8 protein-coding genes are annotated in these 14195 nt (G+C 37.1%); 5 read left to right on the forward strand and 3 right to left on the reverse strand.

All coding sequences use genetic code 11. The features are described 5' to 3' along the window. Positions 1–120 precede the first annotated feature (120 nt). On the forward strand, positions 121–1299 hold the full coding sequence (locus tag B5X53_RS08630; RefSeq protein ID WP_079712844.1) for a glycoside hydrolase family 76 protein: 1179 nt from the start codon (positions 121–123) through the stop codon (positions 1297–1299). 26 nt (positions 1300–1325) lie between these two features. Continuing rightward, on the forward strand, positions 1326–3530 hold the full coding sequence (locus B5X53_RS08635) for a GH92 family glycosyl hydrolase (protein ID WP_079712845.1): 2205 nt from the start codon (positions 1326–1328) through the stop codon (positions 3528–3530). Positions 3531–3619: 89 nt separating this feature from the next. Here B5X53_RS08635 and B5X53_RS08640 read toward each other — a convergent pair whose 3' ends face one another. The 3 genes from B5X53_RS08640 to B5X53_RS08650 form a co-directional block, all read right to left on the reverse strand. After that, positions 3620–5455: a glycoside hydrolase family 76 protein gene (locus B5X53_RS08640; RefSeq protein ID WP_079712846.1), complete on the reverse strand. Its 1836-nt coding sequence runs from the start codon at positions 5453–5455 to the stop codon at positions 3620–3622. 135 nt (positions 5456–5590) lie between these two features. Then, positions 5591–6418, reverse strand: coding sequence for a 3-keto-disaccharide hydrolase (locus tag B5X53_RS08645; protein ID WP_079712847.1), 828 nt, complete (start codon positions 6416–6418; stop codon positions 5591–5593). A 38-nt stretch (positions 6419–6456) separates the two neighbouring features. Continuing rightward, positions 6457–7932: a Gfo/Idh/MocA family protein gene (locus B5X53_RS08650; RefSeq protein WP_079712848.1), complete on the reverse strand. Its 1476-nt coding sequence runs from the start codon at positions 7930–7932 to the stop codon at positions 6457–6459. A gap of 815 nt (positions 7933–8747) precedes the next feature. On the opposite strand from B5X53_RS08650, the gene B5X53_RS08655 reads away from it, so the two are divergent. From B5X53_RS08655 to B5X53_RS08665, 3 genes are read left to right on the forward strand one after another with little or no spacing between them, the layout of a single operon-like run. Beyond that, entirely contained in the window at positions 8748–11732 is a 2985-nt protein-coding gene (locus tag B5X53_RS08655) for a SusC/RagA family TonB-linked outer membrane protein (RefSeq protein ID WP_234999245.1), read from the forward strand. Between the two features lie 13 nt (positions 11733–11745). After that, complete coding sequence (locus B5X53_RS08660) at positions 11746–13362, forward strand: RagB/SusD family nutrient uptake outer membrane protein (protein WP_079713014.1); 1617 nt, start codon at positions 11746–11748, stop codon at positions 13360–13362. Between the two features lie 11 nt (positions 13363–13373). After that, entirely contained in the window at positions 13374–14174 is an 801-nt protein-coding gene (locus B5X53_RS08665; RefSeq protein ID WP_079712850.1) for a discoidin domain-containing protein, read from the forward strand. Positions 14175–14195 lie beyond the last annotated feature (21 nt).

Raw genomic sequence — 14195 nt, forward strand, 5'->3', positions numbered from 1 at the left:
TCTAACAACTTAAAAATCATATTAACATTTTTTTAAACTAAAACGATTTAGTATATTAGCTTCACTGTTTTAAAAAATTTATTGATAGCTGCATTTTAATGCAGCATAAATACACGTAATATGAGAATTTTAAATTTTGGAGTCTTTTTTTTTAGCAGCCTGTTATTTTTGATTTCCTGCTCTTCAGATGATGATAGCCTGGAAGAGATTCAGGAAGAGGAAGAAGAGGAACAGCAGCCTGTAGACCCTGGTGAGGAGGAGAAAGAAGAGGTAGGTGATTGGGGAGAGGTTGCAGAAAACCTTCAGGAGCAAACCTATAGTATTTATTTGACTTCTAATGAAACTTTTAGGCAGGATAATGAAGGTAATGAGAATTTTAACTATTGGTGGAACGCGCATATGCTTGACGTTCTAATTGATGGTTACGAGAGAACAGGGGATGAGTCTTACCTTTCAAAAATGAAGTCCTTGTTGGAAGGAATTAAAATTAAAAATGGAAATAAATATGAAAACGTATTTATAGACGATATGGAGTGGCTTGGGATTGCCTGTCTACGTGCATACAAGCTTACTGATGATGAAGAATACAAGGAAGTGGCTGATTTGCTGTGGGAAGAAGTGAAGAAGGGATGGAGCGAAGTTCACGGTGGGGGTATTGCCTGGAAAACAGATACTCCGAATAGCAAAAACGCATGTTCTAACGGCCCCGCTGCAATATTTGCTCTTTATCTTTATGAAATAGACCAGGACCAGGAAGATTTGGAATGGGCGAAGAAAATCTACCACTGGCTAAAAGATACCCTTGTAGACCCGGAATCCGGTTTAGTTTGGGATAATATCAATTATCATGATGGGGAAGCAGTTATAAATAGTGACTGGATATTTACGTATAACGTAGGAACTTATATTGGCGCTGCAAACTTATTGCACCAGGCGACAGGGGATGATATGTATTTAGATGATGCTTTAAAATCAGCGAGTTCAGTTGTAGGGCCCGGCCAACTAACCACGGGTGGAGTCCTAAAGAATGAAGGGCAAGGAGACGGCGGACTTTTTAAAGGCATATTAGTTAGATACTTCACTCAACTTACCCTTAATACTGATGTTCCAGATGATAAACAGGAAGAATTCGAAGAATTTATTCAATTTAATGCAGAAACCTTGTATCATAATGGGTTAACCAATGCAGGCCTTGCGGGACCAAATTGGAATGACGAACCTAGTGGTCGTGTGGATTTATCCACCCAACTAAGTGGCGTTATGCTCATGGAAGCGCAAGCCCTTTTAGAAAGACAATAGAAATTTAAAATTATATAACTCAGAAAATGAACTTAGCAAAGCACCCTTATTTCCAGGCAGGAAAGTTTATTTTAGTTTTTGTGTCTTTTTTCTTTATATCCTGTAATTCTACTAGTCAAGGTAGTAAAGACAAAGAAGATGATGAACCTCAAAAATCCTATACTTCCCTGGTTAATCCTTTTATTGGAACAGCTCCGTTAATCGACCCTGAATTTATAGGGTATCCACCCCCAGAAGGATGGCGGGTTTGGGCTGGATTAGTTTTTCCAGGTTCTTCTTTGCCTAATGCAATGGTGCAACTTAGTCCTATAACTGAGTATGGTACTGGTGCTGGCTATGAATATGAAGATACCGAAATTATTGGTTTTACACACACTAATAAAGGACACTGGAATTTATGTAATATTCCAATTCTTCCGGTTTCCGGGAATGCTGAAGCTCCATTTAAATCTTCATTTTCTCATAACACAGAATCTGCATCTCCTGGATATTATGAAGTGAAACTGGATGATTATAGAATAAAGGTAAGACTTACCTCTACTTTGAGAAGCGGATTCCACGAGTACACTTATGAAAATGAATCGGATAGGAAGATCCTTTTCGATTTAGCTAAAGCTAACCACGGGGTCTCTAACTGGGAAATAACGCAAGTAGATGATTATTCAATATCCGGTCTCCAACATGTAGGAGGCGATAAAATTCATTTTTATGCAGAAAGTAATGTCAATATTAAAAAGCTTGATGTGCAAGAAATGGGAGAAAAAGATGGCTATGCTATTCTAAGTTTAGAAGACGGGAAGGATGCAGTGAACCTTAAAATCGGTTTGTCTTATGTAAGTGTTGAAAATGCTGCCGAAAATTTGAAAGAAGAAATTGGTAAAGCTGATTTTGAGGAGATAAAAAAACGGGCAAACGATAGCTGGGAAGATTTACTTTCAACTATTGAAGTTGCAGGTGGAAATAAAAAACAAAACGAAATGTTTTACTCTTCATTTTATCGCTCCTTTTTATGGCCGGCGCTAAGAAGCGATGTAAATGGTGAATTTAAAGATGTAAAAGGAGAAATTCAGAAAAAAGATTTTAATTACTATACCAATCCTTCGTTTTGGGATACTTACCGAAATAAACTGGTACTTTTAAGTATTGTTTCGCCTGACGTGACTACCGATATTATTAAAACCTTAATTGATAAAGGTGAAAAAACAGGTTTTATACCTACGTTTTTTCACGGCGATCACGCCGCTCCATTTATTGCCGGAACTTATTTAAGAGGAAATGCTGAATTTGATGTAGATAAGGCTTATCAATTCTTATTGAATAACGCCTACAAAGAAGGTGGTCCCAGACCGCATATTAAAGAATACATTGAAAAAGGCTATATTTCAGATCCTGATGTAAAGAATCCTAAAGTAGAAACCAAAGCCAAAGCCGGGGTTTCCAAAACTTTAGAATATGCCTATGATGATTATTCCGTAGCTCAATTAGCAAAAGCATTGGGTGATGAAAAAAAGTATGAAGATTTAATAAAACGTTCGGAAAATTATAAAAATGTTTTTGATACCTCAAGTAATTTCATGCGTGGAAGACTAGAAAACGGTGATTGGATTAGTCCATTTAATTCCGAACATCCCTATTATGAATATATGTACCGCGAGGCCAATGCTTGGCAGGTTTCATTTTTTGCACCGCACGATATGCCTGAGTTAGTAAAACTATACGGAGGTAAGGAAAATTTTGAAGAAAAACTAGATTCTTTATTTACACTACCCTGGAATCCCAACCATATTGCAAGAAATGTAGCCAGTTTTATAGGTCAATATTCTCACGGTAATCAACCTGCTCATGAGGCCCCATTTTCCTATTATTTCGTAGACAAACCTGAAAAATCTCAAGCGATTATAGATGAAATTCTCGAAGATTTTTATGGAGTTGGGGAAGACGACCTGGCGCTTTCAGGAATGGATGACGCGGGTGAAATGTCTGCCTGGTATGTTTTTTCGGCAATGGGGCTATATCCTTTATCTCCTGCAGATCCCGAATATTTAGTGACAGTTCCGATTTTTAAAGAAGTTAAATGGAACCTACCTAATGGTAAAACATTCACAATAGATGCGCCAAATTCTGGTAGAAACTTAAAGCAAATAATGGTGAACGACGAGGAACTGGAAGGCTATTTTATATCCCACGAATTGTTTAAAGATGGAGGAGAAGTAGAGGTAATATCAGAATAAATAAGCAGCTTTTAAATAGGTCCCTGCCAAGTATATAAAATACCTTTTCAGGACCTATTATAATTACATTGTAAATAATGGATGATTAATTAAGCTTGTTTCAAAAAATTTGATAAGCTGAAAACAACACGTTTAAAGATTAATTGATGTGCCTCGTCATTTAAATGTATGCCATCTCCACTATCATATTCCTTTTTTATAAGACTTTCTTCTGTAGAAAAATAAGTCCATAAATCAATGATGAATTCTTCATCAAAAAACGCGTAAGTAGCATCTACCATATCTTTCTGAATATTAACCTTTGCTTTTTCAAAATTTCTGGGTTGTGGAGTAGTTACCCAAACCGGAATTTCATTTTTTATAGAACTAAATATTTTCCGGTAATTTTCTATTTGATCTGTAGCACTGCGGCCCTGGGCGGCATCATTAGATGGTAAATTAATTATAATTGCATCGGGATTATAAGAAAGTGCCTTAGAAATATTTTTATCGGGGTGGCCACCCGGAAGTAGGTCTGCTGTTGTAAAACCACCCTTTGCTAGGTTAATAATCTTGAAATTAGTATCGCTTTTCTGGAGGTAGTCCATAAATCGCGGTACCCAGGCATTTTCTTTTTTTGATGGTCCTATTCCTTCAGCCGTAGACGATCCAAGCACTGCAATTACAACTTCTTCCTTAGATAAATTTATAAAATGGGGCTTTTCATGAATTTTATCGTTTTTTTGACAATACCTTTTTATTTTTTTTTGTTTCAAATCTAACCTGGCAGCCATTTCCATCATCATAACCCCACTCAATTGTGTAGAAAGATCTGTATGTTCCTTAGGTTTTTGTGCCCAATTGGGGCCTACTACCATTTCTTCCTTATCTAATCCAAAAGTTATTAGAGTATTAGCATTATAAGTTAAGAAATTTAATAGGGACTCTTTTCTCTGGTTTTCCAGCGAGGGATTTTCTGCTAAGAGGGTTAAGTTTCTTACCAAAATCCCTTTAAACAGTCCGCCATCACCCTGACCCTCGCTTCTTAAAATCCCTTCGTAAGTAAGTTTAGGGCTTGTTATTAATGATTTGGTCGTTTTCCAGGCTTCTTCCAAATATTCTTTATTCCCGGTGTGGTTAAATAATTGTGTGGCTGCTCCTATATAAGTTCCCTGGTTATAAGATAAAACAAGTTCTTTATTTATTACTGGCTCTGCATTTTGATATGATATATTATCCCACACCAGCCCTGTTACAGGATCTACAAGAGTGTTTTTTTGCCATTCAAAAATCTTTTTGGCCCATTCAAGTTCAGCCTGGGTATTATTAATATTATATAAATTAAGAGCTAGCAAAGCGCCCGGACCGTTGGAACAGGCATTTTTTTCTTCGGGCGTGTCTGTTCTCCATATAATTCCTCCTCCGTGTACTTCTGTCCAGCCCTTTTTTATCTCTTCCCAAAGATATTCTGCTACCTGTTTGTATTCTTCATCTCCTGTGGCCTGATAAGCCCTTACACAGGCAATTCCCAGCCATTCCATATCATCATTAAAAAAAATTTGAAAGTTATCCTGATTGGAAATTTTTATTCCCCTAACCAGATCTTTTATTTTTGGTAAATAAGATTTATCCTTGGTTCTTAAATAACCATCTATAAGAATGTCTACCATATGGGCATTCCACCAGTAATGAAATTTATCCTGTCCCTTATTATCCTGAATAAACACTCCCTTTTCTCCTAAGTAATTTTTATAGGTGGACTCCTGAAGAGAATTTGCAAGTTGAGACCATTTATTATTATTTTCTACAGTAACCAATGAAGGTGCAGAAGATCGTTTTTCTTTACCAAAAACCAGACTATGAAAACCAAGTGTAAATAAAATGAAAATCGGTAGATAGGGCTTTAAGAGCCCAGCTAAACTTAAATTTGAAGATATAGATTTCATAATAACAGAATAAATAAAATTTAAAAAGAGGTTTTTAGCTTTTATAATGAAGAACCTCTAAACTCACTGGTTTTTACCAGAAGTAAAGAGGTTCTTTTAAATTCATAACCATTGTAGGTAAGGGTTATAAATTATTTATAATTGTTTAATTTTAATGTTTCTAAACCAAACATCATCACCATGGTCCTGAAGGCCTATATACCCTTTTTTATCATCTCCTCCTGCGTTTAAAAAGTTTTCCCAGTCTTTAAACTTGCTATTCGCTACCATTTCTTTCCAGTTTTCAGTCCACAGATGGTATTCTACTACATTTTCTCCGTTCTGAGAGTGAACTACCGTACCTCTATAAACAATAATAGAAGCTTTATTCCATTCACCCGCTGGTTTAGCGTTTTGAGGTTCAGCAGGGATTAAATCATATAAAGAGGCTGACTGTCGATTTCCATCTTTCCCCAGTCTAGCATCAGGATGTTTTTCATTATCTAATATCTGAAATTCCGGGGCAGAGGTATATATAGGCTCGTCATCAATTTCCTGAGCCAGGTAGAAGATCCCACTATTGCCACCTTCAGAAACTTTCCATTCCAGAGAAAGTTCAAAATCTTTAAACTCCTCTTTATAAATAATATCTCCACCGCCACCGGCTTCCCCGGCTCCACTTCCCTGCACTTTTAAGGCACCGTCTTCAATAACCCAGCCCTGGGGAAAGGAATCTTTTCCATAACCTCGCCAGCCATCTGTACTCTCTCCATCAAAGAGTAATTCCCAGCCTTCTTCTTTTTCTTTTTCTGAAAGTTCATTTAAACCTGCCTCATCTTTCAGTTCTTCCGAGTTAGCTTCTATTTCAGGATTGTCCTGGTCCTCATTGGTTTCTTTTTGATCTTTACAGCCGGTAAAAATAACACCAAGAAGCAAGAGAGGTAGTGCAATGGTTTTCTTTTTAATTTTAGGTAAATATGTCATAATATTTGTAGTTTAAATTGTGTAAAATAATGTTTAGTTTATAATTTCCAACCTTCTCGGTAATTGTGTTTAATATATTGTTCGGCCGCTTCTTGAGCATTAATGGTTGCATACTGGGTATTAAATTTTGGATCGCCATCTACCACAGTGAATTTATCGGTAGTTACCACCTTAATTTCCTCGCTCTCTCCAATATTGGTGATTTTCATATTCTTCCCATCCCAGTTTAATTTTTTATTCAGATCCTGTAATCGAACCGCTAAATTACCCATGACTACCACCTCATTAAATGGCCCGGAATAACCGAAGTGCGAACTTGCCTCAACACGGTTATTTTTAGACTCTTTACAAGCTCTAACCCAGTCCATCTCATGGCTGGTTTCCACCCGTGGGATTACCTTGTTGGTTTGTGGTGGATTGTCTTCTCTTCCTATGATATAAGGATTACGGCCATAAGTTCCACAAATAATAGTTCCTTTTGTACCTACCACCATAGCTCCTCCATCATTATCCCCAAGGACTTTTCCTGGTTTAATACCTTCAGGTCTTTCCGGCATTAATCCCCCGTCATACCAGGTTAATTTTAGTTCAGGTCTATTTATTTTATTCAGCTTAGATTGTTCAGGGAAATAATAAATTACTTTTTCTGCAATGGGAGCACTTTCGGTATTTACCTGGGATGAGCTACCTTCAAAGGCTTTGGGATGATCTAAATCAAGAGCAAAATATACGGGATCCATAATATGGCAGCCCATATCACCTAATGCACCAGTTCCAAAATCCCACCATGCTCTCCAATTCCAGGGTGTATATGCTGGATGATATGATCTATATTCAGCAGGTCCTATAAAGAGGTCCCAATCAAGAGTAGAAGGAATAGCCGGTTCGTTTTCTGGTCTTTCCAATCCTTGTGGCCAAATGGGGCGGTTAGTCCAACAATGCGCTTCAATAGGATCACCAATTTCTCCATTTCGAATCCATTCAGCAAAAAGTCTGGTACCTTCCCCAGAATGCCCCTGGTTACCCATCTGGGTGGCAACACCTGTTTCCTTAGCGAGTTCGGTTAGGTACCGGGATTCATAAATAGAATGGGTAAGAGGTTTCTGTAAATATACATGTTTCCCCATTTTCATACTCTCAGCAGCCGTTACAGCGTGAGTATGATCAGGAGTTGCTATTACAACTGCATCTATATCATCACCCATTTCATCTAACATCTTACGGTAATCCTTAAACTTTTTAGCCTGAGGATAATCATTAAATGCTCTTTGGGCATATTTCCAATCCACATCACAAAGGGCTACAATATTTTCCCCTGCCATTTCCCTAAGATTAGCTCGTCCCATTCCACCTACGCCAATCCCAGCAATATTTAATTTGTCACTAGGGGATGTATATCCAACTCCTCCAAGTACATGCCTTGGAACGATAGAAATACCCGCGGCAACTGTTGCGGTACGGCTTATAAACTTTCTTCTTGAAAATTTATTTAAATCCTTATTTTTTTTGTCCATTTCAATTGGTTTAAGAGGTTAATCGTTTCAACTATATGTATTTAAGTTTGTGAAAATCATAAGTGGAATAAGAGCTTCGATCGAAATGAAAAATTTCATTGCGTAGTATCTCTTTGATAAATAATGAGAAGATTTAAGAAAATTGTTCATTCTCTAATGATTAAACAGGTGCTTAACTAAGTATATCAGGCTAATATACTAAAACGATTTAGCAAAACAAGATATGGCTTTAAAAAAATCATTGTGTTTTAGTAAAGCAGCCATTTAATGCGTGCTTCAGTGTCCTGCCTGGTTAAAAGTTGCTTTTTCTATGCACTTCCCACATTTTTTCGAAAGTTATAAATGATGAGATTTGAGGCACTTTTGGTCTGCAATTATTTAATTGTCCTCATATATATATATTGGAATTGGTTAAAATCCTAGGCAGCTTTTTTTTAGAAAAAATGTACCTGATATTTTTTTCCTGTATTTGGAAGAAAAAATATTTGATAAGCTTTTGATAGATTCAATAAATTATAAAATAATGAGTATCCTTCTAAATATGCTATCAGGTGGTTTCCATATTCCCCTTGAGACAAAGTACTTTTCCTGATTTTCTAAACATTTAAAGACCTATTTCACCAACATATATTATGTTAAAATCATATAATTTTTAAATATTATTTTTTTAACTAAACCGTTTTAGTATATTAGCTTTACTAATTTATTGTTAAATACTAACTCAACTTTAAACTAATATGGAAAAAAAGACTAGCCTGTTTTTAAGGTCTATTTACCTTCGATTGAATCGCAAATATTTTTTGTTTTTCTTATTCATGGTATTTCAGATTGTCCAGGCATATCCAAATGCGCTGAACCAAAATACGGTTACAGGTACTGTTACTGATTCTGATGGATTACCTCTACCGGGGGTGACAATCCAGGAAAAAGGAACTAACAATGGAGCTCAAACTGATTTTGACGGAAATTACTCTATAACATTAGAAAATCAGGATGCTGTACTGGTTTTCTCTTTCGTTGGAATGCAGACTGTTGAACAAGATGTAAATGGTCAATCTTCGATTGATATCGAAATGGAAGCCAGCCAGGAATCTTTGGATGAGGTAGTTCTGGTAGGGTATGGTACGCAAAATAGAAGGTCTGTAACTACTTCTATTACTAAAGTAACTGAAGATGATTTTAATCAGGGTGTTGTTACTAATGCCTTGTCCCTTATTCAAGGGAAAGTGCCTGGTTTGTCAATTACCAGACCTGCAGGCAATAATCCGAATGCAGGAACATCTATTCAACTTAGAGGGGTGACCTCAATAACCGGTAATACCGAACCTCTAATTGTTATAGATGGTATTCCAGGTGGTAGTTTAGACCTTGTGCAGCAAAATGATATTGAGTCTTTTGATGTACTTAAAAGTGGTGCCGCTTCGGCAATTTATGGAACCCGAGGGAATAATGGTGTTATATTAATAACTACCAAAAAAGGTAAAGCTGGAATAACTAGTTTTGAATATTCGACATTTTTATCCCGGGATTTTGTGAATGCTAAACCAGATTTTTTATCTGCAGCACAATATAGGCAAGCTATGGAAGATGGTGTATTCTCTTCCAATGATTTCGGCTATAGTACAGATATTTTTGACGAACTTGTTAATGATACGAACCTTAGCCAGTATCATAATTTTGTAGCTTCCGGTGGGGGAGAAAACAGTAATTACAGGGTTTCATTATATTACAGAAATCTTGAAGGAATTGCATTGGAAAATGAACGAGAAGAATTTGGGGTTAGAGCTAGTTTTAATCAATCTGCTTTCGACGATAGATTGAATTTTCAGTCCAGTATTGTGACCAACTTTAACAATGCTAATTTATTAGGGGGAGGTCAATTTGGTATTGTAACAGATTGGAATCCCACTGCGCCAATATATGCTCCTTACTCTGTGGACGAAGGAACCGATTTGTATAATGAAGGGAAATTCGGTTTTTATCAACCTCAAAGAGGCTATAATCCCTTTTCTGAATATGAAAACAGGTTTAATAAGCGACAACAGCAAACTTTTTCAGGTGATGCTAAAGCTTCCTTTGAAATTACAGAAGGCTTAATAGTTGCTGCATTTGGATCTTACCAACGCAATACATGGAATGACAGGCAGCATCGATCAATCCAGGATTGGAATCAGTATAATGACGGAAGTGAGTACCTGGGAACTGGTTATGCTTATAAATCCAACCTATTGGATCACACCACTACTTTTGAACCTACCTTAACCTTCGAGAGAGAAATAGGAGATCATACTTTTGATCTTTTAGGAGGATATAGTTACCAGTATACCACGCAAGAGACCTTTGATATGAATAACAGTGGTTTCACTACTGATGCATTTTTAGACTGGAATTTTGGGGCTGGTAATGCTATTATCGATACCGATTTGCCCCGCCCAAGTTTAAACAGTTTTAAGAATGATAATACACTTATCGCATTTTTTTCGAGGGTAAATTATTCTTTTAAAGATCGCTACTTCTTGCAGGCATCTATGCGTAGGGAAGGGTCTTCTAAATTTGGAGCTAATAATAAATGGGGTAATTTCCCTGCCGTTTCTGCTGCCTGGTTAATATCAGATGAACTTTTTATGGAAGATACAGACTTTGTTTCTAATCTTAAACTAAGAGCTGATTATGGTATTACCGGAAATCAGGGCATTCCGAATTATCAATCTTTAGTGACCCTTGGTACTGGTGGACGTTATCCAATATATCCAGACTCCCCAAATGCCGATGGACAATATATCCCTACTTTCTATCAAACCTACGGAGCTAATAAGAACCCTAACCCTGACTTAAGATGGGAAAGAAAGAAGGAATGGAACGTTGGATTGGATTTTGGTCTATTTAATAACAGATTAACGGGGGCTTTGGATGTTTATAACCGACGTACTGAAGATTTGCTTTTAAGTTATGAAGTGCCTCAACCACCGTTTGTTCAGCGTACTATTTATACCAATGTTGGTACTATAACCAATAAAGGGGTAGAATTAGGAATGTCTTTTAGAGCCATTAATTCTGAAGACTTTAGCTGGACTATCGACATGGCTGGTAGTTATCAGGAAAACGAACTAACAACTCTTTCAAATGATCAGTTTATTGCCAGTGAAATTTTTGGGGGAAATATTGGAAACCCAGGAAATTTAGGTGATGCAATTAGAAATACAGAAGGAGGACCAATTGGGAATTTCTACGGGAAAAGGTTTGCCGGGTTTACACAGGAGGGAGAATGGCTATTTTATAAAGCCGATGGATCAGTTGCAACAGCAAGTGAGATTAGTCCGGAAGAAGATAATGCGATAATAGGAAACGGGATGCCAAAGTACAATGCATCACTGACTAATACATTTCGCTATAAGAACTTTGATCTTACCATTTTCTTACGAGGAAAATTCGATTATGATATCCTGAATACAGTAGACCTGTTTTATGGAAACCCTAATATTGGAGGAAATGTTTTGACCTCTGCTTTAGACCAGTATAGCCATATTAGTGAACAGCCTCAGTATTCAGATTATTATCTGGAAAGTGGTGATTTTGTAAAGCTAGATAACGTAACTCTTGGTTATAATTTCAAATTTGGAGAAAATAGTCCTTTCAATGCCCTTAGAGTATATGCTAATGCACGGAACCTGGCTGTAATTACTGGATACACCGGTAGAGATCCTGAAGTTCAGGATACTGGGTTGTATCCTGGTGTAGATGACAGGAATTTTTACCCAAGAACTACCACGATTACTGCCGGTATCAATGTTAAATTTTAAACACACACAAGAAATGAAGAATTTATTAAATATAAAAAATTTAGCCTGCTTCACGTTAGTATTTAGTTTCTTCGGTTGTATGGATTTGGATGAAAGTCCATATTCCGAACTTGAGGAATCAAATTTCTATAATAATGAACTCGAAATTATTCAGGCTACTCTAAGACCTTTTACACATATGCAGGCCTGGTTATCCTGGTCTGGACAAAATGGGTATTATTATCACAATGAATTATCGGCTGACCAGGTTGCATGGCCTCAAAAAGGCCCCCATGGATTCGATGGAGGAGATCACATACGGCAACATTATCACACCTGGACTACCCAAGAAGGGAGATTGGCCAATACCTGGAGTTTGATGTGGACTGGAGTCGGTTATGTAAACTCGGCGATTACTGATATTCAAAATATCGATCCTGAATCTGCAAATATTTCCCAGGAAAGGTTAGAATCTTTAGTGGCAGAATCAAAAGTTCTAAGGGCCTACCATTATATGAAATTAATGGATCTTTTTGGTAATATTCCTATTGTTACTCAAGTGGGTGAGCCTCAGAATCCGGCTACTGCATCTAGAGAAGAGGTTTTTGCATTTGTTGAAAGTGAATTGTTGGAAAATGTTGAAAGCCTTCAGCCCTTGTCCCAATCTTTACTTGGTAGAGTATCTAAAGCTGTTGGATACGCCATGTTATCTGAATTATATCTAAATGCTGAAGTTTGGAGCGGAGAACCAAGATGGCAGGAAAGCATTGAGTATGCTAATAAGGTAATTGATGGAGAAGGTGGTGCGCTTATGGGAAGTATGGCATTAGACCAGGATCCATTAGGTCCTTTTAATAATCAGAATGAACTTTCGCCAGAAAATATTTTTCAGTTTCCATTTAGTAGAGAGAATGGATTTGGTTATGATTGGCGTGCATTTTATTCCGGTTTTTCCAACATGGCCCCTGCGCTGGATGTAAATTATTCAGGCTGGAATGCTTTTGTTGTAATTCCTTCAGCTTTTGATGAATATAGAGAAAGCGATATTAGAAAACAAGAATGGTTTTTATTTGGACCTCAATATAGATTCGGTACAGATCAGCCTATTCTTGGATCAGAAGAGTATAATGGAGAGCCTTTGGTTTATGTAAATAATATTAGAAGAAACAGCGAGGGTCAAACCGGAGAAGGAAGTATGACAGATGGAGAGGAGAACAGTGGAGCGCGCTTCCATAAATACCGATCGGGAACGCAAACTGATGAAAACTATTTAGAGAACGATTTTGTGATTTACAGGTTAACCGAAATGTATTTTAACAAAGCTGAAGCTTTAATGCGTTTAAATGGTGGAAGTGCAACTGCTGAAGCGGTAGATCTTATTAACGAAAGTAAGAGTCGTTATTTCAATGATGAAGACTGGGCTGAAGCTTCATATACAACTGCTACTCTAACATTAGATGAATTACTGGAAGAAAGAGGCCGTGAATTTATCTTTGAAGGTAAACGTCGTACAGATCTTATAAGATTTGGAGAGTTCACCACAGGAACATGGTGGGATCACGAACCAAGTGAAGATTATAGGACAATATACCCTATACCGCTAAGACAGGTGCAAACCAATCCTAATTTAGAACAAAATCCAGGTTATTAAAAAATTATAATATGAACACAAAAATTTTCAATTTGAAGAATATTATCCTCTCTACTTTTCTGGTAGGATTATTTTCCTGTGAGGGACGTAGGGATTTCCCCGATTTGGTAGAAACCGGTGTTACTTTAGATAATACTGACATCTTACTTATTTCAGGGGAAACAGAGGATATCAAAGCAAGATTTGTACCCAACATTTTTCCTGCCAGGGACTATGTTTGGGAGATTGATGACCCTAGTGTTGCTGATCTTGTAATGAATGAAGATAAATCAGTGACTATTACTGCTGTAGGCGCTGGAGAAACTGTTTTAAGGATAGTTTCTCAGGACCAGGAGAGTATAAGTGCTGAAGCACAATTGAAAGTTATTGCTTCTGCACCAATAGATATTACTGATGAAGCTGAAATATCTGTGAATAGAGAGAATAGCGGTGGACCTACCGGAAATGAAGGCTCACTAAAATTAATTGATGGAGATTTAAACTCTAAGTACTTATCTGGATACGAGCAACCTTTTTGGGTAAACCTTGAATTTGAAGAAGAGAAAGTAGTGAGTTTTTATCAATTAACTTCCGGAAATGATGCGCCAGATAGGGATCCGCGTGATTGGCAAATTGAAGGGTCAAACGATGGTGAAAACTGGGAAGTCTTAGATGAAAGAGTTGATCAAACCTTCAGCGGAAGGAATTTAACCAGGGAGTTCTACTTTGAAAATGAAACTGGTTATACTCATTATAGGTTTAATGTAATAAATAATAATGGAGGGGGTCTATTCCAAATGAGTGAGTGGCGCCTATTATCAATACCGGAATAAGTTAAATTAGCCAAAGAGGTC

It is taken from the genome of Salegentibacter salinarum, assembly GCF_900168115.1.
Taxonomy (GTDB): Bacteria; Bacteroidota; Bacteroidia; order Flavobacteriales; family Flavobacteriaceae; genus Salegentibacter; species Salegentibacter salinarum.

Bases quoted from the DNA above. Each gene is read 5' to 3' on its own strand.
- B5X53_RS08630 (WP_079712844.1), top strand. From the start codon at position 121: ATGAGAATTTTAAATTTTGGAGTCTTTTTTTTTAGCAGCCTGTTATTT.
- B5X53_RS08635 (WP_079712845.1), top strand. From the start codon at position 1,326: ATGAACTTAGCAAAGCACCCTTATTTCCAGGCAGGAAAGTTTATTTTA.
- B5X53_RS08640 (WP_079712846.1), bottom strand. From the start codon at position 5,455: ATGAAATCTATATCTTCAAATTTAAGTTTAGCTGGGCTCTTAAAGCCC.
- B5X53_RS08645 (WP_079712847.1), bottom strand. From the start codon at position 6,418: ATGACATATTTACCTAAAATTAAAAAGAAAACCATTGCACTACCTCTC.
- B5X53_RS08650 (WP_079712848.1), bottom strand. From the start codon at position 7,932: ATGGACAAAAAAAATAAGGATTTAAATAAATTTTCAAGAAGAAAGTTT.
- B5X53_RS08655 (WP_234999245.1), top strand. From the start codon at position 8,748: ATGGTATTTCAGATTGTCCAGGCATATCCAAATGCGCTGAACCAAAAT.
- B5X53_RS08660 (WP_079713014.1), top strand. From the start codon at position 11,746: ATGAAGAATTTATTAAATATAAAAAATTTAGCCTGCTTCACGTTAGTA.
- B5X53_RS08665 (WP_079712850.1), top strand. From the start codon at position 13,374: ATGAACACAAAAATTTTCAATTTGAAGAATATTATCCTCTCTACTTTT.